Annotated in this window: 27 protein-coding genes; 4 read left to right on the top strand and 23 right to left on the bottom strand. The window is 68.9% G+C overall.

All coding sequences use genetic code 11. The features are described from left to right. Positions 1-40: 40 nt before the first annotated feature. From HQ325_RS19755 to rpsB, 6 genes are all read right to left on the bottom strand, one after another. Entirely contained in the window at positions 41-736 is a 696-nt protein-coding gene (locus HQ325_RS19755; protein WP_222632616.1) for a class I SAM-dependent methyltransferase, read from the bottom strand. A 22-nt stretch (positions 737-758) separates the two neighbouring features. Then, a complete protein-coding gene (locus HQ325_RS19750) occupies positions 759-1625 on the bottom strand; it encodes a phosphatidate cytidylyltransferase (protein ID WP_308014645.1) in 867 nt (288 codons plus the stop codon). A 44-nt stretch (positions 1626-1669) separates the two neighbouring features. Beyond that, positions 1670-2227 (bottom strand): ribosome recycling factor, encoded by a 558-nt coding sequence (gene frr / locus HQ325_RS19745; RefSeq protein WP_027505038.1) that lies wholly within the window; start codon positions 2225-2227, stop codon positions 1670-1672. A gap of 49 nt (positions 2228-2276) precedes the next feature. Further along, a complete protein-coding gene (gene pyrH / locus HQ325_RS19740) occupies positions 2277-3002 on the bottom strand; it encodes a UMP kinase (RefSeq protein ID WP_027505037.1) in 726 nt (241 codons plus the stop codon). A gap of 156 nt (positions 3003-3158) precedes the next feature. Continuing rightward, positions 3159-3983, bottom strand: coding sequence for a translation elongation factor Ts (tsf, locus tag HQ325_RS19735; RefSeq protein ID WP_222631928.1), 825 nt, complete (start codon positions 3981-3983; stop codon positions 3159-3161). 96 nt (positions 3984-4079) lie between these two features. Then, the gene (rpsB, locus tag HQ325_RS19730; protein ID WP_222630770.1) at positions 4080-5012 is read right to left on the bottom strand and encodes a 30S ribosomal protein S2; all 933 of its coding nucleotides are present in this window, start codon (positions 5010-5012) and stop codon (positions 4080-4082) included. A 356-nt stretch (positions 5013-5368) separates the two neighbouring features. Here rpsB and HQ325_RS19725 point away from each other — a divergent pair, with 356 nt between their 5' ends. Further along, entirely contained in the window at positions 5369-5908 is a 540-nt protein-coding gene (locus HQ325_RS19725) for a M23 family metallopeptidase (RefSeq protein WP_222631926.1), read from the top strand. 7 nt (positions 5909-5915) lie between these two features. Here HQ325_RS19725 and HQ325_RS19720 read toward each other — a convergent pair whose 3' ends face one another. The 4 genes from HQ325_RS19720 to HQ325_RS19705 all read right to left on the bottom strand — a co-directional run bounded on the left by HQ325_RS19720 (position 5916) and on the right by HQ325_RS19705 (position 9318). Then, positions 5916-6887 (bottom strand): MinD/ParA family protein, encoded by a 972-nt coding sequence (locus tag HQ325_RS19720; RefSeq protein WP_222631925.1) that lies wholly within the window; start codon positions 6885-6887, stop codon positions 5916-5918. A gap of 339 nt (positions 6888-7226) precedes the next feature. After that, complete coding sequence (locus tag HQ325_RS19715; RefSeq protein WP_222632615.1) at positions 7227-8156, bottom strand: tyrosine recombinase XerC; 930 nt, start codon at positions 8154-8156, stop codon at positions 7227-7229. Then, positions 8140-8883, bottom strand: a complete 744-nt coding sequence (locus HQ325_RS19710; protein ID WP_222631923.1) for a siderophore-interacting protein — start codon at positions 8881-8883, stop codon at positions 8140-8142. Before HQ325_RS19710 ends, HQ325_RS19715 begins: the two co-directional genes overlap by 17 nt. A gap of 90 nt (positions 8884-8973) precedes the next feature. Further along, a complete protein-coding gene (locus tag HQ325_RS19705; protein WP_222631921.1) occupies positions 8974-9318 on the bottom strand; it encodes an Lsr2 family protein in 345 nt (114 codons plus the stop codon). A 250-nt stretch (positions 9319-9568) separates the two neighbouring features. Here HQ325_RS19705 and HQ325_RS19700 point away from each other — a divergent pair, with 250 nt between their 5' ends. Further along, positions 9569-10900: a DNA cytosine methyltransferase gene (locus HQ325_RS19700; protein ID WP_222631920.1), complete on the top strand. Its 1332-nt coding sequence runs from the start codon at positions 9569-9571 to the stop codon at positions 10898-10900. On the opposite strand, the gene dprA is transcribed toward HQ325_RS19700, so the two are convergent. The 3 genes from dprA to HQ325_RS19685 are packed head-to-tail and all read right to left on the bottom strand — an operon-like array spanning position 10820 to position 13841. After that, on the bottom strand, positions 10820-11977 hold the full coding sequence (gene dprA / locus HQ325_RS19695; protein ID WP_308014649.1) for a DNA-processing protein DprA: 1158 nt from the start codon (positions 11975-11977) through the stop codon (positions 10820-10822). The two genes, HQ325_RS19700 and dprA, sit on opposite strands and share 81 nt — an antisense overlap. After that, positions 11974-13485, bottom strand: coding sequence for a YifB family Mg chelatase-like AAA ATPase (locus HQ325_RS19690; protein WP_222631919.1), 1512 nt, complete (start codon positions 13483-13485; stop codon positions 11974-11976). The genes dprA and HQ325_RS19690 overlap by 4 nt, the downstream gene beginning before the upstream one ends. After that, entirely contained in the window at positions 13485-13841 is a 357-nt protein-coding gene (locus HQ325_RS19685; RefSeq protein ID WP_222631917.1) for a YraN family protein, read from the bottom strand. Before HQ325_RS19685 ends, HQ325_RS19690 begins: the two co-directional genes overlap by 1 nt. A 197-nt stretch (positions 13842-14038) precedes the next feature. Here HQ325_RS19685 and HQ325_RS19680 point away from each other — a divergent pair, with 197 nt between their 5' ends. Then, on the top strand, positions 14039-14341 hold the full coding sequence (locus HQ325_RS19680) for a hypothetical protein (protein ID WP_222631916.1): 303 nt from the start codon (positions 14039-14041) through the stop codon (positions 14339-14341). 18 nt (positions 14342-14359) lie between these two features. On the opposite strand, the gene HQ325_RS19675 is transcribed toward HQ325_RS19680, so the two are convergent. From HQ325_RS19675 to HQ325_RS19650, 6 genes are all read right to left on the bottom strand, one after another. Beyond that, positions 14360-14665, bottom strand: coding sequence for a DUF2469 domain-containing protein (locus tag HQ325_RS19675; RefSeq protein ID WP_027505026.1), 306 nt, complete (start codon positions 14663-14665; stop codon positions 14360-14362). Between the two features lie 7 nt (positions 14666-14672). Continuing rightward, positions 14673-15434 carry a ribonuclease HII gene (locus tag HQ325_RS19670; RefSeq protein WP_222631914.1) on the bottom strand — a complete coding sequence of 254 codons (762 nt, stop codon included), beginning with the start codon at positions 15432-15434 and terminating at the stop codon, positions 14673-14675. Positions 15435-15445: 11 nt separating this feature from the next. Then, positions 15446-16201 (bottom strand): signal peptidase I, encoded by a 756-nt coding sequence (lepB, locus tag HQ325_RS19665; RefSeq protein ID WP_222631912.1) that lies wholly within the window; start codon positions 16199-16201, stop codon positions 15446-15448. A gap of 128 nt (positions 16202-16329) precedes the next feature. Continuing rightward, positions 16330-16671 (bottom strand): 50S ribosomal protein L19, encoded by a 342-nt coding sequence (rplS, locus tag HQ325_RS19660; RefSeq protein ID WP_027505024.1) that lies wholly within the window; start codon positions 16669-16671, stop codon positions 16330-16332. A 191-nt stretch (positions 16672-16862) separates the two neighbouring features. Next, positions 16863-17720: a hypothetical protein gene (locus HQ325_RS19655; RefSeq protein WP_222631910.1), complete on the bottom strand. Its 858-nt coding sequence runs from the start codon at positions 17718-17720 to the stop codon at positions 16863-16865. A gap of 66 nt (positions 17721-17786) precedes the next feature. Next, the gene (locus HQ325_RS19650) at positions 17787-20108 is read right to left on the bottom strand and encodes a Tex family protein (protein WP_222631907.1); all 2322 of its coding nucleotides are present in this window, start codon (positions 20106-20108) and stop codon (positions 17787-17789) included. Between the two features lie 122 nt (positions 20109-20230). Between HQ325_RS19650 and HQ325_RS19645 the strand changes: the two genes are divergently transcribed. Further along, positions 20231-21187, top strand: a complete 957-nt coding sequence (locus HQ325_RS19645; RefSeq protein ID WP_308014651.1) for a hypothetical protein — start codon at positions 20231-20233, stop codon at positions 21185-21187. 9 nt (positions 21188-21196) lie between these two features. On the opposite strand, the gene trmD is transcribed toward HQ325_RS19645, so the two are convergent. From trmD to rpsP, 4 genes are read right to left on the bottom strand one after another with little or no spacing between them, the layout of a single operon-like run. Further along, positions 21197-21877, bottom strand: coding sequence for a tRNA (guanosine(37)-N1)-methyltransferase TrmD (trmD, locus tag HQ325_RS19640; protein WP_222632609.1), 681 nt, complete (start codon positions 21875-21877; stop codon positions 21197-21199). Positions 21878-21879: 2 nt separating this feature from the next. Then, positions 21880-22425: a ribosome maturation factor RimM gene (rimM, locus tag HQ325_RS19635; protein WP_222631905.1), complete on the bottom strand. Its 546-nt coding sequence runs from the start codon at positions 22423-22425 to the stop codon at positions 21880-21882. Between the two features lie 8 nt (positions 22426-22433). Then, positions 22434-22676: an RNA-binding protein gene (locus tag HQ325_RS19630; RefSeq protein ID WP_027505019.1), complete on the bottom strand. Its 243-nt coding sequence runs from the start codon at positions 22674-22676 to the stop codon at positions 22434-22436. Between the two features lie 9 nt (positions 22677-22685). Then, positions 22686-23147, bottom strand: coding sequence for a 30S ribosomal protein S16 (gene rpsP / locus HQ325_RS19625; protein ID WP_204867873.1), 462 nt, complete (start codon positions 23145-23147; stop codon positions 22686-22688). Positions 23148-23217: the final 70 nt, after the last annotated feature.

The following is a 23217-nucleotide window of genomic DNA, read 5'->3' as shown; positions in this document are numbered from 1 at the left end:
CCGGGGCTGCTTCTCGATTCCTGATCGCCGACGCGGCGGCTCAGGCCGGCTCGAGTCCGTACGGTCTGCGACGAGTGTGCACCCGGTATCCGACCTCGAGGGACGTGCCGGTGAGCTGACGTAGCGCGCGAGCAGCCACGCGCGGCGAGAACTCGATTCCCAGCACCGCAGCGGCCTCCTCGCGGTCCGCGAACGACCACCGTGTCCGGACCCGGCGCAGGCCGAAGCCCTGCGCGGCGAAGAATCGTTCGACGGTGAGGGGGTCGTAGTGCGGCAGATCCCGGCGCATCCACGCGCCGTACGGATCGACCGTGGCATCGAGATCCACCACCACCAACACCCCGCCCGGACGTAGGACCCGCATGGCCTCGGTGATGCCCGGCCCGCATCCCGGCCCGAAGAAGTAGGCCGTCCTGGCGTGCACGACGTCCGCCGAGCAGTCCTCCAGCGGCAGCCGATCCGCAGTCCCCCGGAGCACCCGTACAGCGGAGCCCGCGACCCGGTGCCGAGCACGCTCGACCAGTGGTGGGTGCGGTTCGACACCGACCACGGACCGTGCCTCGCGGGCGAACAGAGGCAGATGGAATCCGGTTCCGCATCCGACGTCGACGACGTCGCGTCCCGCCCACGGCGTGAGATCCCGCAACACCGCCTCGATCTCGCCGGTGACGTCCTGGGCGCGATTCTCGGCCTCGTACACGTCGGGCCAGTTCCAGATGTTCGGACTGGCGATCACGCCGTCGCGGCCGGGCACGGGATCAGACGAAGATCGTCAGAACGATCCACGTCACGAGGATGCTGGGCAGAACGGAGTCGAGGCGGTCCATCAGTCCGCCGTGACCGGGAAGCATCGTCCCCATGTCCTTGATCCCGAGCTCCCGCTTGACCTGGGACTCGACCAGGTCGCCGAGAGTCGCGGAGAAGACGATGACCACTCCGAGCAGGGCGCCCACGAACGGGTTCGCATCCAGCAGGAACGTGACCGTCAGGACGCAGCCGACGACGCTGAAGAGTAGCGATCCGCCGAGCCCCTCCCAGGACTTCTTCGGGCTGATGGCCGGCGCCATCGCGTGTCGGCCGAACAGAACGCCCGCCGCGTAACCTCCGACGTCCGAACACACCACCGCGATCATCAGGACGAGGACTCGCGCGCCACCGTTGTCCTCGAGGGTCAGCAGCGCCGCGAACGCACCGAACAACGGCAGCCAGGACAGGACGAAGATGGAGATCGCGCAATCGCGCAGATAGTTCTTCGGTGCCACGTCGAGACCACCGGACAGCAGACGCCAGACCATCGTGACCAGCACCGTCGCCGCGAACGCGCTGAGCGCCCCCAGTGCACCGAACGGCCAGGCCAGCCAGATCATCGCCTGACCGCCGAGTATCACCGGGATGCGGGGCACCGAGATGTCGGACTCCCGCAGCCGCTTCGTCACCTCCCACGAGGCGACGGCGACCGCGGCGGCGGCGATGCCGATGAACACGAGCGGAACCAGGACCAGGACGACGATGAGGGACACGCCCAGTGCGCCACCGACCGCGATCGCCGCGGGGAGGTCGCGGCCCGCCCGCGAGGTCTTCGGGGCGGGATCGGCGGTCGAACCGCTGTCGGCCGATACGGACACTGCTTCTCGTTTCACTTCATCTGGGCCACCGGGACGTGCGGAGGTCACACCTCCATCAATTCCGCTTCCTTGTTCTTCACGATCTCGTCCACCTGCGCGACGTACTTCGCGGTGGTCTTGTCGAGCTCGGCCTCCGCGCGAGTGACCTCGTCCTCGCCTGCCTCGCCGTCCTTCTGGATGCGCTTGAGCTCGTCCATCACCTTGCGGCGGACGTTGCGGATGGACACCTTCGCGTCCTCACCCTTGCTCTTGGCCTGCTTGACGTACTCGCGGCGCCGCTCCTCGGTGAGCTGCGGGATGGAGATCCGGATGATGTGTCCGTCGTTGGACGGGTTGAACCCCAGGTCCGAGTTGCGGATCGCAGTCTCGATGGGGCCCAACTGGGCCTGCTCGTACGGCTTGACGATCACCATGCGCGCCTCGGGCACGTTGATGCCCGCGAGCTGGGTGATGGGGGTCAGCGAGCCGTAGTACTCGACCACGATCTTCGAGAACATCCCCGGGTTCGCGCGACCCGTCCGAATGGACGACAGATCGTTCTGCGCGACCGTGACGGCCTTTTCCATTCTCTCTTCGGCGTCGAAGAGCGCTTCGTCGATCACGACCGTTCCTTCCGAGAACCTCGAGTGTGCAGCGACTGCACGTGGTGACTCACTTGACCAGTGTTCCGATCTTCTCACCCGACACCGCTCGTGCGATGTTTCCCTCGGTGAGCAGATTGAAGACCATGATCGGCATCCCATTGTCCATGCAGAGGCTGAAGGCTGTGGCATCGGCCACCTTCAGCCCCTTCTCGATGACCTCGCGGTGCGAGATCTCGGTGTACATCGTGGCGGTCGGATCCTCTCGCGGGTCCGCGGAGTAGACCCCGTCGACACCCTTGGCCATCAGCACCACTTCCGCGCCGATCTCGAGCGCACGCTGCGCCGCCGTGGTGTCGGTGGAGAAGTAGGGCATGCCCATGCCGGCTCCGAAGATGACCACGCGCCCCTTCTCGAGGTGGCGTTCGGCGCGCAGCGGGATGTACGGCTCGGCGACCTGGCCCATGGTGATGGCCGTCTGCACGCGCGTGGTGATGCCCTGCTTCTCGAGGAAGTCCTGCAGGGCGAGGCAGTTCATGACGGTGCCCAGCATGCCCATGTAGTCGGAGCGGGACCGGTCCATACCGCGCACCTGGAGCTCGGCTCCGCGGAAGAAGTTCCCGCCGCCGATGACGACGGCGACCTGGACACCCGAACGGACGACGTCCGCGATCTCCTCCGCCACCTTCTGCACCACGTCGGGATCGAGTCCGACCTGACCACCACCGAACATCTCACCGCCCAGTTTGAGCAGCACTCGGGAGAATCCGGTGCGGGCGGGCGACGACTCGGTCATGAAGGCTCCTGTCCGTGGGGCGTGTGCGGGTCGGTGTCCGCACGACACTGTTGCGCCTGATCTTGCCCCATGCGTCGGCACGGGGCGCACATGACTGTGCCGTCCACCCCTCGGGGTGGACGGCACGGTCACGACGTCACTCGGGTGTCACGAGGCTCAGTGGGAGCCGACCTCGAAACGCACGAAGCGCGTGATGGTGACTCCGGCGTCGGCGAGAAGAGCCTTGACGGTCTTCTTGCTGTCCTGGACCGAGGACTGCTCGGTCAGCACGACGTCCTTGTAGTAGCCGTTGACGCGACCCTCGATGATCTTGGGCAGCGCCTGCTCGGGCTTGCCCTCCTCGCGGGCGGTCTGCTCCGCGATGCGGCGCTCGCCCTCGACGATGTCGGCGGGGACCTCGTCGCGGGTGACGTACTTGGCCTTGAGCGCGGCGACCTGCATCGCTGCGCCGCGAGCGGCCTCGGCTGCGGCCTCGCCCTCACCGGTGTACTCGACGAGAACGCCGACGGCGGGCGGGAGGTCCGAGCTGCGCTTGTGCAGGTAGGTCGCGACCGGGCCGTCGAAGGAGACGACGCGACGGATCTCGAGCTTCTCGCCGATCTTGGCCGAGAGCTCCTGCAGTGCGGCGTTGACGGTCTTGCCGTCGAGCTGCAGCGCCTTCAGGGCGTCGACGTCGGCCGGCTTGCCCTCGGCTGCCACGTCCGCGATGGACTGCGCGAAGTTCTGGAACTCCTCGTTCTTGGCGACGAAGTCGGTCTCCGAGTTGATCTCGAGGAGGACACCGTTCTTCGCGACGACGAGACCCTCGGCGGTGGAACGCTCGGCGCGCTTGCCGACGTCCTTCGCGCCCTTGATACGGAGCTGCTCGACGGCCTTGTCGAAGTCGCCGTCGTTGTCGGCGAGCGCGTTCTTGCAGTCCAACATGCCGGAGCCGGTCAGCTCACGGAGCCGCTTGACGTCGGCGGCAGTGTAGTTCGCCATCGTGGGCGAGCCTCCTTGCATTGCTCGAGGAAATGGGGGGTGAATCAGAACGAGACCCGGTGCGCCACGAACGGGCACACCGGGTCTCGACCGTGATCAGTTCTGCGCGGTGGGAACGTCCGCGACGGGTGCCTCGGTCTCGGCGGGAGCCGCCGCACCGTTCGCACCCTCGGCGGCCGGAGCCTCGGTGACGGGTGCGTCGGTGGCTGCCGGGGTCTCGGCAGCGGCCTGCTGCGTCGCCTCGGCGGCCGGGGAGGCCTGCGAGAGCTGCTCGAGCTCCCACTCGGCCAGGGGCTCGCCGGCACCGACCTCGGGCTTCTCGTCCGTACCGGCGTTGCGGCCGGCACGCGCCTGCACGCCCTCGGCCACGGCGGACGCCACGACCTTGGTGAGGAGTGCTGCGGAACGGATCGCGTCGTCGTTGCCCGGGATCGGGTAGTCGACGACGTCGGGGTCGCAGTTGGTGTCCAGGATCGCGATGACCGGGATGTTCAGCTTGCGAGCCTCGGCGACCGCGAGGTGCTCCTTGTTGGTGTCGACGATCCAGATCGCCGACGGGACCTTGGACATGTCCCGGATACCACCGAGGGTGCGATCCAGCTTGGTCATCTCACGCGTGAGCATGAGGATTTCCTTCTTGGTGCGACCCTCGAAGCCACCGGTCTGTTCCATCGACTCGAGTTCCTTGAGCCGGATCAGACGCTTGTGGACGGTGGTGAAGTTGGTGAGCATGCCGCCGAGCCAGCGCTGGTTCACGTAGGGCATTCCGACCCGAGTCGCCTCGGCCGCAATGGACTCCTGTGCCTGCTTCTTGGTCCCGACGAAGAGAACGGTGCCACCGTGGGCGACGGTCTCCTTGACGAATTCGTACGCCTGATCGATGTACGTCAGCGTCTGCTGCAGGTCGATGATGTAGATGCCGTTGCGATCGGTGAAGATGAAACGCTTCATCTTCGGATTCCAACGACGGGTCTGATGCCCGAAGTGCGTGCCGCTGTCGAGCAGCTGCTTCATGGTAACGACAGCCATAGCTGTGGATCTCTCTTTCGTGTGCCGGTTGACGCGCGAGCACCGCCGATCGCCCGGACCCGTGGGTCCGTCGTACCGCCGGTATGTCGTGCCCTGGCGCTCGTCGTCCGTCGGACCTGCAGTGCAGGACCAGCCGACGAACTCGTGCTCGGGTGGAGGATCGACAGGTGCCGTTCCGCTCCCGAGCGCGACGAGCGCGCGAAGTCGACCCGTGTGGACAGGCCGCAGATGCCAGTGTACGTCCGCGACGCCGCAGGTCATAACCGGGTCGACGGCCTGTGCACGGAGAACGGACCGTCCCCGGGAGACGACGCCTCGGTTCGGCGCATCGTCGACGCGCCCGCGAGAGTGCCGGGATGACCTGTCTCCGCACTGCCCGCCGTGTGTCGTCGCGTACGGCACTCGTGTACGCGGCGCTGACGGCCGCCCTGCTGGCGTCCGGATCCGTAGCCGCCGCGGACACGGACGGACGCACGTTCGACTGGCCGCTGCAGCCCCGTCCTGCCGTGGTGACCCCGTACGACCCGCCACCCGAGCGGTGGCTGCCGGGCCATCGCGGCGTCGATCTCGATGCGAGTTCCGATCCGTCTCACACCGTCGTCGCGGCCGGGGACGGCGTCGTCGTGTTCGCGGGTGCTGTCGCAGGCCGCCCGGTCGTCTCGATCGACCATGCCGGCGGCCTCCGGACCACGTACGAGCCGGTCACCTCCACCGTCACGGTCGGAACCCGGCTTCGACAGGGTCAGCCGATCGGTGTACTCGTCCCGGGCCACGTGGGGTGCTCCGCCGTGTGGTGCCTGCACTGGGGAGCGCGCCGCGGCCGCGACTACCTCGATCCCACGGCTCTGGTCGACCGCGGTGTGATGGTGCTGAAACCCCTGGCCGAGCCCGAGTGACGCGCCGTCAGTACGCGCGGTGACGCTGCGGCGTCGAGTGCGGAGAGGACGCGTGACGGCCCTCCGCGTCCGGAAAATCGTCCGCCATCATCGCCGCCAGGTCCACGAAGGCGGCGCGCGTGCGGGGGCGGAGTCGATCGAGGTCGACGACGGAGCCTTCCGCGAGATGATCGTCGAAAGGGATCACCACGACGGCACGGCAGCGCGCGAGGAAGTGGCGGGTGAGCTCCTCCATGTCGATGCTCGCGGCGCCCGGCCGGTGGGCGCTGATGACCACCACGGTCCGCTCCACGAGATGCGCGTACCCGTGCAGACCCAGCCAGTCGAGGGTTGCGGCGGCGCTCTTGGCACCGTCGACAGCCGGCGAGCTGACCAGCACCAGCGCGTGCGCCAGCGACAGCACCCCCTCCATGGCCGAGTGCATGATGCCGGTGCCACAGTCGGTGAGAATCAGGTTGTAGTGAGCTCGGAGGGTGTCGATGACCGCGCGATAGTCCTGTTCGGTGAACGCTTCCGACGCGGCCGGATCTCGTTCCCCGGCGACGACCTCGAGGCGGCTCGACGACTGGGAGGTGTGCTCCCTGATGTCGGCATAGCTCCGGATGGTCGGCCGGGCCGCGAGAAGGTCGCGCACCGTGGACATCGTCTGCCGCGGAACGCGTTCACCGAGCGTCCCGAAATCGGGATTCGCATCGACGGCGATGACGTCGTCGCGGCGCAGAGACGCGAACACGGACCCGAGGCCGACCGTGACGGTCGTCTTGCCCACACCGCCCTTGAGGGACAGGAATGCGATCCGGTAGTCGCTGCGCAGCGGCTGTCGGATGCGGTCGATCTGCTGGCGACGCTCCGATTCGGACGCGACCGGACCACGATCGCCCGGTCGCCCACTGCCCATGACCCGATCGAGGGCACGGCGCCATCCCGTCCGAGTCGAGGACGGCGACGGCGAGACGAACGGAGATCCGGGTCTGCGCATCCCACTCCCACCACCGAGGGCGTCCGAGTCACGTCGTGGATCGGCGAGGCCGGGGTGATGCGGTGCGGGACCGGGCGCGGGAGGAATTGGCTGTCGTACGAATCGTTCGGGTTCGGGCGGAGACCACGGCCCGTTCGTCTCGGCCCGGCCGTCGGGCGCTCCGCCGGGAGAATGCGCGCCGTCGTCTCGACGATCCACGGTCCCACCCTCCTGTCGACGGTCTGCTCCGATGGCCGATCAGGGACCGACGGTGTGGTTCACCACGCCGTCACGGTCACGCCCCCCGTGCAGACGGTACCAAACGTGCGCGAGCGCGCAGGGTCGCGAGACCGACCGACGTCAGGCTCGCGGATGCGCCTGATCGTGGACCGCACGGAGCCGCTCGACGGAGACGTGGGTGTAGATCTGCGTCGTGGCCAGTGACGCGTGACCGAGCAGTTCCTGCACCACGCGGAGATCGGCGCCGCCCTCGAGCAGATGGGTCGCGGCGGAGTGCCGAAGGCCGTGCGGACCCAGATCGGGGGCACCGGGCACGGCGGACAGCACCTCGTGCACCACCGAACGCGCCTGCCGTTGATTCAGTCGTCCGCCGCGTCGCCCCAGCAACAGGGCCGCGCCGGAGTCCGGTGCGGCCAGGGCGGGGCGGCCGACGGTCGACCACTGCACCAGCGCGTCCTCCGCAGGCGCACCGAACGGGACGACCCGCTCCTTGTCACCCTTGCCGAGAACACGGAGCACACGCCGGTCGAGGTCGACGTCGTCCACGTCGAGACCGCACAGCTCGCCGACCCGGATTCCGGTGGCGTACAGGACCTCGACGATGACCCGGTCGCGCAAGGCCATCGGATCCTGTTGTTCGGCACCGGATGTCGCGGCCGCCATCGCGTCGTGGGCGTCACGCTCGCGCAGCACGCCCGGAAGCGTCCGGCGCGCCGGCGGTGCCGCCAGCCGCACCGCGGGGTCCGCGGAGAGTGCTCCGACGGTGCACGACCAGGCGGTGAAGGTGCGCGCCGAACTCGCCCGGCGCGCGAGGGTCGACCGGGACGCTCCTGCGACCGACATGGAGGCGAGCCAAGAGCGGAGGTATCGGAGAGTGATCACGTCGTCGAGTGCCGCGAACGGATCCCCGTGCGCGTCACGACAGAATCCGATCAGCGCCGTCGCATCCCCGACGTAGGCGCGCACGGTGTGCTCGGAACGGTTGCGCTGCAGCGCGAGATGCTCGGTGAATCTCGCGAGGAGCGCGAGGTCGTCAGGATTCGCTGGCAGCGAGTTCTCGCTTCCAGGTACGGAACCCTTCCTCGGTGCGCCCACGACGCCAGTATCCCGATATCGACGCCCATTCCGCCGTCACGCCACGCTCCTTGCGGATGTACGGCCGAATCTCGTGCATCACGGAGTGCGCCTCACCGTGCACGAAGACATGGGGCTGTCCCGGTAGCCACTCCACCGCACGGACCGCAGCGGCCAGCGGTGAGCTGCCGGAATCGTGGTCGCGGTACACCCAGCGGATGTCGGCGGAGGCCGGCGCTGCGATCTCGACGCGGTCCTCCGTGGTGGCCGCTTCGAGCACCACGCGCGCGATCGCCCCCTCGGGAAGCGCCGCGAGTGCTGCGGAGATGGCGGGAATGCCCGTCTCGTCGCCGGCGAGGAGGTGCCAGTCGGCGTCCGCGCGAGGCGAGTACGCCCCGGCGGGCCCGAAGAACGAGAGGTGGTCCCCCGCGGTGGCCGCCAGCGCCCACGGGCCCGCGACACCCTCGTCGCCGTGGACGACGAAGTCGATGGCGACCTCGCGGGCCTCCGTGTCCACCGAGCGCACCGTGTACGTGCGTAACGTCGGCTCGTCGGCATCACCGAAGTGCAGCTTGACGTAGCTGTCGGTGAACTCGGACGGCGCGAACTCGTCGAAGTTGGCGCCACCGAGCACCACGCGCACCATGTGCGGGGTGAGTCGCTCGGTACGGAGAACGGTCAGGGTGGTCAGTCGTCGCGCCACAGGGCACCTCCATCGGGTACGGGCCTTGCCGCCGGTGGGGCACAAGACGTGGTTAGCCTACCCTAATTCGCCGACCGGCCCCACGACAGGTCAGTGCGCAGCGTCGTACGCGTCCTGGATCTCCTGGCTGATACGTCCGCGCGTGCTGACCTCGAAGCCGTTCTCCTTGGCCCAGGCACGCACGTCCTGCAGATTCTGACGGCCCTTCTTCGGCGCCGCGGCGGATCCGGTCCGGCGCGACTTCTTGCCGCCGACCTTCTCCGCATGCTCGATCCAGAATGCGAATTGGTCGTACAACTCGTTGGCGTGCTTGCTGTTGAGATCGATCGAGTAGGACACGCCTCCGACCGCGAACTCGACGGTTTCTCCCTGACCGTCCTTGATCAGAGAACCGTCGACGTCGTCGATCATCTGGACAGTGGTGCGTCGTGCCATTGTTCTGCGCTCCTCGATACCAAGTGAAGAAAGAATTTCCTCCAAGGTAACAGTCGAGACGGCCCTCCCTGTCACACCGACCCGACACCGATCCGAAAAGCACCCGAATCATGACGAACCGGTCGCGAATTCGACCACCTATTCTTCGGAACCGGCACGGCACGATCGGGCCCGACCGCGCCCAGCGGTACTGTGACGAACGCACACGACGCGGCCACACCCGTCGACGTCGGCCACGAAGGGTTCTCGGATGACCGCACAGAGTTTCTCGGAAACGCGTGCCGAGTCGTCGACGACCAGACCGTCCGGTCCGCTGACATTCGTCGATCTCTTCAGTGGCGCGGGCGGAATGAGTTGCGGCTTCGCACGACACGGCGCATTCGAGGTCGTCGGCGCGGCGGACGCACAACTGGGTAAACCGAGCAGCGCGCGCGGGTCGCTCGAATGCAATGCGTCCTACGAGTCGAATATCGGAACAGTGCCGCACGCGGTGGATCTTTCCGCCGTCACAGGAGTCGAGTTGGCGAGACTGTTCGCGCCGCGACTGAACGGACGACCGCTCGACGTACTCAGCGCGTGCCCGCCCTGTACCGGTTTCTCGCGGGCGAATCCGAGAAATCATCTCACCGACGATCCACGCAATTCGCTCGTGACGCGGGTCGCCGACGCCGTCGACGCTCTGCGCCCGATCGTTCTCGTCATGGAAAATGCGCGAGAATTGGTCGGCGGCAATTTCCGTGGTCATCTCGACGCGTTGGCGCTGCGGTTGGATCACCTCGGTTACGACGTCGATGCCTCGGTGCACATGCTCAGCGCCGTCGGATTACCGCAACGACGCGAGAGGTCTCTGGTCGTCGCGGTGCGGCGCGATCACGACATGCACACTCTGTCCGAATTGTGGGAGGGCACGACCATCGCACCGGAGGCGATCACGGTGCGGCGCGCGATCGGTCACCTGCCCCGCGTCGATGCGGGCGAGATGGCGCCCGGTGATCCGATGCACCTCTCGCCCAGCATCGGGCGTGAGTCCACTCGCCGGCGCCTGCAGGCGCTCCCCCACGACGGCGGTTCCTGGCTCGACCTCCGGTCCACCCCCGGCGGCGACGATCATCTGACGCCCGCGATGCAGCGCCTCGTCGCCGCCGGGCGGCTGGGGTCGCACCCCGACGTGTACGGCCGACTGTGGTGGGACCGTCCCGCGCCCACCGTCAAGCGGGAATGCGCCCACTTCGGCAACGGCCGCTACACCCATCCCGAGCAGGACCGACTGTGCACGGTGCGAGAATTGGCCCTGCTGAACGGTTTCCCGGACGACTACGTCTTCCGGGCGCGATCGCTGTCGAACATGTACCGACACATCGGCGACGCGGTGCCGCCACTCGTGTCCGCTCAACTCGCCGCGCTGTGCACCTGGATCATCACCGGGACCAGGCCGGACCTGCGCGACGCTATCCTGCCCGGCACCTCACTACGGCCCGAGGACCTGATCCCGGCACAGCGCTCACCGGATCTTCTCGATGCGCACCCATCCCGTCTCGTCGCGGCCGGCGTGTCCCTCGATCTCGAGGACCACCAGCGCTGACCGCACCGCCGACACGGGCACTCCGGAGTCCACGGACAGCTGCTGCACCGTTCGGGCGCCCGAGACCGGGAACGCGTCCAGTACGCGGGCGGGAGTCTGCGGCAGGCGGTCGAGATCACGGCCGAACAGGGCGTCCCGATCGTCGTCGTCCTCGACACCCGCACCCACCGCTCCTGCCTCGGCCACCACGTCGCGGGCGCCCGTCACCAGACGCGCTTCGCCCTCGCGGATCATCCGATGGCACCCCGTCGACGACGCGGACGTCACCGGCCCCGGCACCGCCATGACCGGTCGCCCCAGCGCCCGCGCCCACGACGCCGTGTTGCGCGCCCCGCTGCGCCACCCGGCCTCGACGACGACCACGCCGTCGCACAGTGCGGCCACGAGCCTGTTGCGGGAGAGGAAGCGGTACCGGGCGGGTGGTGTGCCCGGCGGATACTCCGACACCACCGCACCCGTCTCCGACACTCTCCGCAACAGACGCTCGTGCCCCGCCGGGTACGCACGGTCGACGCCGCACGCCAGCACCGCCACCGTGCAGCCGCCCACGCCCAGCGCGGCCCGGTGCGCCGCACCGTCGATGCCGTACGCGCCGCCGGAGACCACCGTCCACCCGTCCACGGCCAGGTCTCCCGCGATCTCACCCGTCACGTGCTCCCCGTAGCTCGTCGCGGCGCGCGTTCCCACCACGGCCACCGCCCGCTCCGTGGACGACGCCACCGGCGCCGGACCCACCACCCACAAGGCCAGCGGCGCACCGCCGTCCCGAGTGGGCAGGGCCCCGTCCGGCCGCTCGAAGCCGAGGAACCGCCATGCCGGCCACTCCTCGTCCGAGGGCACCACCAGCCGGCCGTCCATCGCCTCCATCAGGTCGAGGCTCGCCGCGGCGGTATCGAGATGCGCCCGCGCCGACACTCGGTCCCACACCGCCTTCGGCACGTCCCCGGTGCGCATCGTCGCCGCCGCGTCCACCACCCCGCGCGAGGCGATCAGGTGCTCGACGGCGCGCGACGGTCCCTGCACCACCGTCGAGACGTACGCCCACGCCACGGTCTCCGGATCCTTGGCCCCGCTCACACGCCGCTCCCCTGCTCGCGAAAACTCATCGCCGACGCCACGCACTCGGGTCCCGGAGACATCCGCCCCTCGAGGTCGCCGAGCGTCCAGGCCAGCCGCAGTATGCGGTCCGCACCTCGCGCCGTGATGCCGCCGCGGCGCAGCGACCGTTCGATCGGGATCAACGCCTCGCGTTCGAGTCGGAAGCGCTGTCGCAGTGCTGATCCCGGCACCTCCGCATTGGTCCGCCAGCCGAACTCGGACCACCGTTCCGCCGCCGCCTGCCGCGCCGCCGACACCCGGCCGCGCACCACCTCGGTCGTCTCGCCCACGTCGTCGGTGAGCATTCCCGTGGCTGCGGGCTGCATCGACAGCCGCAGGTCCACGCGGTCGAGGAGCGGGCCGGACAGTTTGCCCAGATAGCGCCGACGGGTGTTCGGCGCACACACGCAGTCGGCCGTCCGCGGCGATGCGCACGGGCACGGGTTGGCCGCCAGCACCAGCTGGAACCGAGCGGGATAGCGGGCGACCCCGTCGCGCCGCGCGATCCGCACCTCGCCGTCCTCGAGCGGAGTGCGCAGGGCCTCGAGCACGCGCACCGACATCTCGGCGCACTCGTCCAGGAAGAGCACGCCGTGGTGCGCCCGACTCACCGCACCCGGCCGCGCCATGCCGCTCCCGCCGCCCACCAGAGCCGCCACCGAGGTGGTGTGATGCGGCGCGATGAATGGGGCCGTGGTGATCAACGGGCACTTCGCCGTGAGCGTCCCGGCGACGGAGTGCACCGCCGTCACCTCCAGGGCCTGACCCTCCGTCAACGGCGGCAGCAGGCCGGGCAGCCGACCCGCCAGCATCGTCTTGCCGATGCCGGGCGGCCCCGTGAACATCAGATGGTGCGCCCCGGCGGCGGCGACCTCGAGCGCCCACCGCGCCTCCGACTGCCCGACCACGTCGGCGAGATCGCCGTACCGCGTCTCCGGACCCGGCTGTGTCGGTATCGGTTCCGGCAGCGAGCACCGGTGCGAGAGCCACTCGATCACCTGCCGCAGGTGCGCAGCTCCGAGGACCTCGATCCCGCCCACCAGGCCGGCCTCGGCGAGGCTGTCCTGCGGCACCACCACGCGGGTCCATCCCGCTCCGCGGGCGGCGAGCACGGCGGGGAGAACCCCGCGCACGCTCCGCACCCGCCCGTCGAGTGCCAGTTCACCCACCAGCACCGTCGAGGCCAGCAGACCTGGCGGCACCACCTTGGCGGCACCGAGCACCGCGCACGCCAGCGCCAGGTCGTACACGGATCCCACCTTCGGAAGCGTGGCCGGCGACAGTGCGAGCACCACCTTGGATGCGGGCCAGCTCTGGCCGGAGTTGTTCACCGCGGCCCGCACTCGATCCCGCGACTCCTGCAGCGCCGCATCGGGGAGCCCGACGACGTGCACGCCCGGCAGGCCTCGCCCCACGTCGGCCTCGATCTCCACCAGGATGCCGTCGATGCCCGTGACGGCGACCGAGAACGTCCGTCCCAACGCCATCAGAACGCCGCCTTCAGATGGGAGAGCAGGGGCCCTCGACCGTCGGCGACGACGACCTCCACGACGTCGAACCGCACCGGCACCCAGGGACCGGACCGCTCGGCGAGCCACAGGCCCGCCAGCCGGTGGATGCGCTGCGCCTTCGCCGGCGTGACCGCCTCGGCCGGAGTGCCGTACCTGTCACCGGAACGCGTCTTCACCTCCACGAACACGACGGTGTCGCCGTCCACGCCGATGATGTCGACCTCGCCGTGTCGACACCGCCAGTTGCGGTCGAGTATCCGCAGACCCACCGTCGCCAGATAGGACGCGGCGGCCTCCTCGCCCGCTCTGCCCGTGTCCCCGTTCGTCACCATGGCTCCCCCCGCCGACCCGGTGCCCGGTGGTGGGCACACCCGGTGTCGAGCACGACTGTGCAGGGATGCGCCGACCGTGCCGCTGCGCCGACCTGCAGCCACGGAATTCCCGGGGATGATGCTCGACCCGGGGATGACGGACCACCGAAACCCCCTGTTGCGCGGCGCCCGGCCGTGGGGTTTGCGATGATCTGGTCATGAACACTGCACGCGACACGTCGGCGAGCGGGACGCCGTCCGGCAGTGAGTTCCTTCTCCGCCGGGTGCCGGACGCTCGGCGGCCCGCTCACCCCTACGCACTGCTGTGGACGTCCAACGATGCCCTGGGGCAGGAATCGACGAGAGAGGTGGGATGCGGCGACTACTCGTGGGCGCTACGGACGGCGCGAATCCTGTCGATTCCTCGCGCGTCGATCGAGCACGACCAGCGCGGCGGTGTGGACGACGGTTACGAGGGGTGGCACCTCAACGCGCGCATCCTGGGAACGGATCAGCGCTGACTCACTCCGGGAGTCCCGTCACTCGGGAAGTCTCAGATCCGGCTTGTCGAGTTCTTCGATGTTGACGTCCTTGAACGTGATCACGCGGACGTGCTTCACGAAGCGCGCGGGTCGGTACATGTCCCACACCCACGCGTCGGACATCCGCACCTCGAAGTAGATCTCGCCGTCCGCGTTCCGCGGGATCATCTCCACCGAGTTCGCGAGATAGAAGCGGCGCTCGGTCTCCACCACGTAGGTGAACTGGCCGACGATGTCGCGGTACTCCCGGTACAGCGACAGTTCCATCTCGGTTTCGTACTTCTCGAGATCCTCGGCACTCATGCCGCCATCATCGCGCATCGACGCCCTGGTGTTCCCATCGACCCCGCTCCTGCGGCGACGCCGTCGATGTGGCGCCGGCATCCTCTAGGCAGGCGACGTTGGACCACGAGCGACGGTGCTCCCGGCTCGCCCCGAGACGGGCGAGAGCGTCGGTGTGCAGCGTCGTGTTGTAACCCTTGTGGACGGAGAAGTCGTAGCCCGGGATCTCGTGATCGAGTGCGCGCATGATGCGGTCGCGGTGCACCTTGGCGAGCACGCTCGCGGCCGCGATGCACGCCGCGGTGGCGTCCCCACCGATCACCGGGAGTGACGGAGCCGGGAGCCCGGGCACTCGAAAACCGTCGGTCAGCACGTATCCGGGATCGACCGACAGCCCGGCCACCGCGCGGCGCATGCCCTCGATGTTGGCGACGTGGATGCCGATGCGGTCGATCTCCGCCGCGGGGACGGTGACGATCGAGTATGCCGTCGCCCAGCGGATCACCCTCGGGAACAACGACTCCCGTGTCTTCTCGCTCAACTTCTTCGAGTCGTCCAGAAGGTCCAGCGCGGCACGGGCGCGATCGCCCAGGATGCACGCGGCGATGACGAGGGGCCCGGCACAGGCGCCACGACCCGCCTCGTCCACGCCGGCCACGGGCCCGAGACCCGACCGGAGGAGGGCCGACTCCATGGTGCGCATGCCACCCGCACGCCGGATGACGGTGCGCGGCGGCCACGACGTGCGGGAGAGCCGAGTGGTCGTCGATCTCGGGGTGGTCGACTTCATGGGCCCCGAACTCACTGCCCCTGGATGTCCGGATCGTCGATGAGACCCCAGCGGCCCGGCGGCAACACGATGACCTGCGCCTTGCCGATCACGTTGTCCAGCGGGATGGTTCCCTGCAGTTCGTCCGCGACGTGGTAGCGCGAGTCGGCGGAGTTGCTGCGGTTGTCACCCATGACCCACACGTTGCCCTCGGGCACGGTGACGGGTCCGAAGCACCGCCCGGAGCGGATCGGGGTGTCGCACGTGAGAGTGCCGGGCACGAAGTCGAAGTCCATGGTGATGTACGGCTCGTCGAGCGGCTTCCCGTCGACGAGGACGCGGCCCTGCTCGTCGCAGCACTCGACGGTCTGACCGCCGGTGGCGATGACGCGCTTGACCAGATCGTTCTCGTCCGGTGCGACCAGGCCGACGAGGGATCCGAGTTCCTGAGCGCCACGGATCACGACGTTGGACGACCGCGTGGAGACGTAGTCGCCGTCCCAGGACGGTGGTCCACGGAAGACGATCACGTCGCCGGCCGTCGGATCGCCGAACCGGTACCCGATCTTCTCCACGACGATGCGGTCACCGGTGCAACCGTTGCAGCCGTGCAGGGTCGGCTCCATCGACTCCGAGGGAATCAGATACACCCTCGCGACGAAGGTCTGCAACAGGAAGCTGAGCACCAGGGCGACCAGGATGAGAATCGGGAGCTCACGCCAGAAGGACCGTGGCTTCTTGGTTCGCTGCGCCTCGTCGTTGTCGTCGCCCGCGCGCTCGTCCGTCACGGGTCAAGATTAGCGGCAGCGCCGCGGTGCAGAACGGCCGGGACGCAGAACAGCCGGGACGCAGAACGGCCGGACACCGGGGAGCGAATCCCCTGGGTCCGGCCGTCGTGAGAGAAGAACGCCGAAGATCAGCGCTTCTCCTTGATCTTGGCTGCCTTGCCGCGCAGCTCGCGCAGGTAGTACAACTTCGCGCGACGCACGTCACCGCGGGTCAGCACGTCGATCTGGGCGATGTTCGGGGTGTGGACGGGGAAGGTGCGCTCCACGCCGACGCCGAAGGACACCTTGCGGACCGTGAAGGTCTCGCGGATGCCGCCACCCTGACGCCGAATGACGACGCCCTTGAAGATCTGCACGCGCTCCTTGGAGCCCTCGATGACCTTCACGTGCACGTTCAGTGTGTCGCCCGGGCGGAACTCGGGAATGTCGCTGCGGAGCGACTGCTTGTCCAGGAAATCCAGGGTGTTCATGGTTCATCCTTGCTGTGACGAGATCTCGAGCAGAGGACCCGAGCGGCTGCCGTCGGCAGATGCCGTCGACGCTCGACTGGTTCGTACTCCGAATAGGTGTCCACCGGATGCCGGGCATGCGAGAAGCACGCCCGGTGTCAGGCAACCCCACGATTGTGCCAGAGAACCGGTGCCCGACGAAATCGGTCGGTTCAGCCGGCCCCGACCGGTTCGCGGTCGGGCCGCGACTCCCCCGGCGCCGGCGCCGGAACGACGATGCGATCGAGTTCGTCCTCGGCCGCCGCACGTACGTGCGCGACGTCGGGCGTGCCGGCGATGGCGTCCTGCATCCAGATCTTGGCGCGCACGACAGGTCGACGCAGGTTCCGCTCGCGCCGCAGGGCCTTCGCCATCCGCCGCGGGCGCCGGGTGTAGCGCCAGCGCGCCCAGGGCGAGCCGGGCCGACCGATTCGAACGGCACCGACCACGAGCAGGGGCAGAAAGAACAATCCGGCCAGTCCCGTCCAGATCTTGCCCTTCGCGAGCACGACCGCGGCGAGGAGGAGGTTGAGCCCGGCCAGCACGACGATGGCGCTGCGCACCGCGACGCTGGGATCGTCGCGGAAGCCGGCCACATCGAAGAACTCGAGCGGCTTGGCGCCGAACAGCAGCATGACGGTGGCCGCCACGGCGACGAAGACCGCGTCGACGGAGGTGCGGCCCTGCTCGGCCCAGTACACGTCCTCCAGGTAGAAGATGAGGGCGAACTCGTCGAGTACCAGTGCCGCACCGATGCCGAAGAACGCCGCCAGCGCGGCACCCGTGGTCTGGGTTCCATCGACGTACACGGTGATCATCGCGATACCCGAGACCAGCATGGCGACCACACCGAACACCACGTGATGCACGTGGTGTCCACCCGGTGTGACGTTGCCCGGCCACCAGGACACCTGCGCGCGGATCATGCGGACGCTGAACCGGATGAAGACGAACCCGGCGACGAAGCCGAGGAGGAAGAACAGCAGCGGGATGCGCCCCTCATCGGAGATGTGATGCAGCCACCGCTCCATCGCAGCGCCTTCCTGCCGTGCCGGTCCCGTGACGAGGAAGTGTATCCACCGCCGCCGCGACTCCCTCTACTTTCCGAAGCCCGCCTTGCGCAGCGCATCGGCCATGGATCCCGACGCCGCGGCCGGTGCCGAGGACTGCACTCCCTTGCGCGGTCCGGCTCCGGTCTTCTGCCTGTTCCGCGCGCCCTGGCCTCCCGACCCGCCGCGTGGACCCGATGCCGCTGCCGTACCGCCGACCTCGTCGGTCAGTCGCAGGGACAGGCCGATGCGCTGGCGCGGCAGATCGACCTCCATGACCTTCACGCGAACCACCTGCCCGGACTTGACCACATCGTGCGGGTCCGAGACGAACCGGTCGGACATCGCCGAGACGTGGACGAGTCCGTCCTGGTGCACACCCACGTCGACGAAGGCGCCGAACGCCGCCACGTTGGTCACCACTCCCTCGAGCACCATGCCCGGCTCGAGGTCGGCGACCTTCTCGACGCCGGCCGCGAAGGTGGCGGTCGCGAACTCCGGGCGCGGATCACGGCCGGGCTTCTCGAGCTCGGACAGGATGTCGGTGACGGTGGGGAGCCCGAACCGATCGTCGACGAAGTCCTGCGGGCGCAGGGACCGCAGCACCCGCTCGTTGCCGATCACCTCGCGGACCCCCACTCCGGCCCTGTCGACGATGCGGCGCACGACGGGATACGCCTCGGGGTGCACGCTCGACCGGTCGAGGGGGTCGTCGCCGTCGGTGATGCGCAGGAACCCGGCGCACTGCTCGAAGGCCTTGGGCCCGAGCCGCGGAACCTTCTGCAGCGCGGATCGGGATCGGAAGGGGCCGTTCTCGTCGCGGTGCGCGACGATCGACTCGGCGAGGGTGGTGGCCACGCCGGAGACGCGCGCGAGCAGCGGCACGCTGGCGGTGTTGACGTCGACACCGACCGCGTTCACCGCGTCCTCGACGACGGCGCCCAGGGAACGCGCCAACATCGATTCCGAGACGTCGTGCTGGTACTGCCCCACGCCGATCGACTTCGGGTCGATCTTCACCAGTTCCGCGAGGGGATCCTGCAGACGACGGGCGATGGAGACCGCGCCGCGGATGGAGACGTCGAGATCGGGCAGTTCGCGCGACCCGTAGGCGGACGCGGAGTACACCGAGGCCCCGGCCTCGGAGACCATCGCCTTGGTGAGTTTCGCGTCGGGATATTTCGCGATGAGCTCCGCCGCCAGCGCGTCGGTCTCGCGCGACGCGGTGCCGTTGCCGATGGCCACCAGATCGACACGGTGCTTCGCCGCCAGTGCGGCCAGCGTCGCGAGCGCCTCGTTCCACTTGCTCTGCGGCTTGTGCGGATAGATGGTGTCGTACGCGAGGACCTTGCCGGTGGGGTCCACGATCGCGACCTTGGTCCCTGTGCGGAACCCGGGGTCGAGACCCATGGTGGTACGGCTGCCGGCGGGTGCCGCCAACAGCAGATCCTTCAGGTTGGAGGCGAAGACGTCGACCGCGCGCTCCTCCGCGGACTGCCGCAGCCGCATGCGGGTGTCGATGCCCAGGCTGACCAGGAGCTTGGTCCGCCACGCCCACCGCACCGTGTCGAGGAGCCACCGGTCGGCCGCACGGCCGTGGTCGCCGATACCGAAGCGCGCCGCGATGCGGGTCTCGTACACCGACGCGGTGCCGGGTGCGGAGTCGTCGGAGTTCGGCTCCGGGTCCATCGTGAGGGAGAGCACCTCCTCCTTCTCCCCGCGCAGGACGGCCAACACGCGGTGGGACGGAACGGAGGTGAAGGGCTCGGAGAACGCGAAGTAGTCGGAGAACTTCGCCCCGTCGGTCTCCTTGCCCGGTCGCACCGCGGACGTCACCCGGCCGCGGGTCCACATCAGCTCGCGCAGCGACCCGACGAGGTCGGCGTCCTCGGCGAAGTGCTCGACGAGGATCGCCCGCGCACCGGCGAGCTGGTCCTCGTCGAAGGACATCGGGTCGGTGGTCGGGTCGGACAGCAGGGCGTCCGCCACGGGCTGGTGGCCGGCCTCGCGCGCGATCTGCGCCTTGGTGCGTCGCTTCGGTTTGAACGGGAGGTAGATGTCCTCGAGGCGCGCCTTGGTGTCCGCGCGCATGATCGAGTCCTCGAGCGCGTCGTCGAGCGAACCCTGCGAGCGGATGGACTCGAGGATCGCCGAGCGGCGCTCGTCGAGCTCGCGCAGGTACCGCAGCCGCTCGTCGATCGTGCGCAGCTGGGTGTCGTCGAGCGTGCCCGTGACCTCCTTGCGGTAGCGCGCGATGAAGGGCACCGTCGCGCCTCCGTCGAGCAGGTCCACGGCGGCGCGTACGCGCTCCTCCGCGACGTCGAGCTCCTCGGCGATCCGGCGGTTGACAGATTTCACAGCGGTCGTCACGGCGATGGACCCTACCGCGCCGGTACCGTGGAGTGACGGTGCCGCCCCGGGTTCCGAGCGCCGACGCGCTCGGTACGTCCACTCTCGAATGCGGGGGCACTCGATGACAGAACGGTAGTCACGTGACAACTCTCTCGGCGCGGGTGCGACGAGCCTCCACCATGATGGCGGCGGTGGCGCTCGCCACCACGATGGCGGCGGCCTGCGCGCAGCCGACCGAGCCGGCCGTGACGACGGTCCCGGTCGCACCGGAGTTCCCCGAACCCGAGATGCCGATGGCGCCGGACCTCACCGGCCGCCTGCAGCAGGCACTCGACGGCGCGGCCGCGCGCGGCGCCTCGCTCTCCATCGGCTTCCTCGACCGGGAGACCGGCACGTACATGGGTTCCGGTGACAACGATCCGATCGAGACGGCGTCGGTGGTCAAGCTGTTCATCGCCGATGATCTGCTCTACCGCTCGTCGCGTGGCGAGTTCGCCCTCGACGAGGAGTCCCGTGCCCTCATCGCCCCGATGCTCTCGTCCTCGGACGACAGTGCGGCACAGGTCCTCTGGGATGCCGCCGGTGGATCCGACGTCGTGGGACGCGTCGCCGGTCGCTACGGCCTGCCCGCCACCACCGCGTCGGCGGACGGCATCTGGTGGAACACCCGGACCACCGCGGCGGACCTTGTGCGGTACTACGACGCCGTCCTCGACGGCACCGGCGGACTGAATCCGGCCGACCGCGCGACCGTCGTGGGCGATCTCGAGGCGTTCACTCCCGAGGGAGCGGACGGCTATCCCCAGACGTTCGGTATCCCCCGGGCACTGACGGGCGAGACGGTCCGCGGGGTCAAGCAGGGCTGGATGTGCTGCGTCGACGGTCGGTGGATCCACTTGAGCACGGGGTTCGTCGGCGACGGCGAACGCTACGTGGTGGCGGTGCTCTCGCGGGAGGAGCCCTGGTACGGCGCGGACGGCGGCAGCGCGGAGACGACGGCAGACACCGCGGTGACCGACGACGACGGAGCCAAGCACGCGCGTGTCACCGTCACCGGTGCGCTGAAGATCCTGTTCCCCGCCGGGGTCGTCGCCTGAGCGACCAGGTCAGGGCAGGAGGTCGGGACGCCGCTGAGCCGTGCGCTCGAGCGACTGTTCCCGCCGCCACTGTTCGATGCGGGAGTGGTTGCCGGACAACAGGACCGGCGGCACGTCGAGGCCGCGCCACGTGGCCGGACGGGTGTAGCCCGGCCCCTCGAGGAGACCGTCGGAGAACGAGTCCTGTTGATGCGATAGCTGATTGCCCAGGACGCCGGGCAACAGCCGCGTCACGGCCTCGGTCATCACCAGCACCGCGGCCTCGCCGCCGATGAGCACGTAGTCTCCGATGCTGACCTCTTCTACGCGCACCCGGGTCGCCGCGTCGTCGAAGACCCGCTGATCGATGCCCTCGTAGCGACCGCACGCGAACACCAGGTGATCCTCGCGCGACCATCTCTCGGCGGTGCGCTGGGTGAACGGCACCCCGGCGGGCGTGGGCACCACCAGGATCGGATCGGTGTCGCGCATGACGTCGTCCAGCGCGTCTCCCCACACGGTCGGCTTCATGACCATGCCGGGGCCGCCGCCGTAGGGCGAGTCGTCGACCGCCTTGTGCACGTCGTGTGTCCAGTCACGGAGGTCGTGGACACCGAGGGTCACCAGACCGTTCTGCACGGCCTTGCCCAGCAGCGCGGTACGCATGGGCTCGAGGTACTCGGGGAAGATCGTCACCACGTCGATACGCATGGTCACTCGCCGTCCAGAAGCCCTTCGGGCGGGTCGATCTCGACGATCCGCGTCTCGCGGGAGACCGACACCACGATCGCGGACACGAACGGGACGAGCAGTTCCCGACCGACGGTCTCGTCGGCCGGCCTGATCGACAGCAACTCCCCCGCAGCGGAGTGCAGCACCTCGCTGACCGTGCCGATCACCGTGCCCGCCGACTCGTGACCCGGAGCAAACCGCACCGTCATGCCCTCGAGCTCGTGGTCGTAGAACTCGTCCGGATCGTCGGACGGGGGTAGATCCGCGGTGTCGACGACGAACAGGATGCCGCGCATCGCGTCGGCGGTACTGCGATCGTCGATTCCCTTCAGACGCAGCAGAAGCCGCCCGGAGTGCTCCCGGGCGGCTTCCACCGTGTAGTCGGTCGTGCTGTTGTCGCGACGCGCGCGGCCGTGCAGAACGGATCCCGGAGCGAACCGCTCGTCAGGATCGTCCGTGCGGACCTCCACGACGACCTCGCCCTTGATGCCGTGCGACTTGGCCACGCGGCCCACGACGAGCTCCACGTCGGTGATCAGCGATCGGTGTCGACGACGTCGACACGGATCCCACGGCCGCCGATACCCGAGACGAGGGTACGGAGCGCGGTGGCGGTACGACCGCCACGGCCGATGACCTTGCCCAGATCGTCGGGGTGCACATGCACCTCGACGGTCCGGCCACGGCGACCGGTGATCATCTCGACACGAACGTCGTCCGGATTGGACACGATGCCGCGAACCAGATGCTCGACGGCGTCGGCGACCATGGTGCTCACAGGTGGGTCCTACTTCTCGGTGGACTCGGCGGTGGCGTCGGCGGTCTCGTCAGCCGGTGCGCTCTCGGCGTCGTCGGCCTTGGCGGCCTTCTTCTTCTTCGGCGTGGTGGCCTCGGCGACGGGCTCGTTGTCGGCGGCGGCGAGCGCAGCGTTGAACAGGTCCAGCTTGGACGCCTTCGGCTCCTTGACGCGGAGCGTGCCCTCGGCGCCCGGGAGTCCCTTGAACTTCTGCCAGTCACCGGTGATCTTGAGGAGTGCCTCGACGGGCTCGGTGGGCTGTGCGCCCACGCTCAGCCAGTGCTGCACGCGATCCGAATCGATCTCGATCAGCGACGGCTCTTCCTTCGGGTGGTACTTGCCGACGGTCTCGATGGCGCGGCCACCGCGACGGGTACGCGCGTCGGCGATGACGACGCGGTACTGGGGGTTGCGGATCTTGCCGAGACGGGTGAGCTTGATCTTGACTGCCATGTGAAACGAAGCCTCTTTCGATGTGGTCGCAGGACGCGACCGCTGGTCACGGCGCAATTCAGCGATGCGC

The sequence above is a fragment of the Rhodococcus sp. BP-349 genome, assembly GCF_019835845.1.
Taxonomy (GTDB): Bacteria; Actinomycetota; Actinomycetes; order Mycobacteriales; family Mycobacteriaceae; genus Rhodococcoides.
The sequence above is the reverse complement of the archived record's forward strand: the minus strand, read 5'-3'. Positions and strand labels throughout refer to the sequence as shown.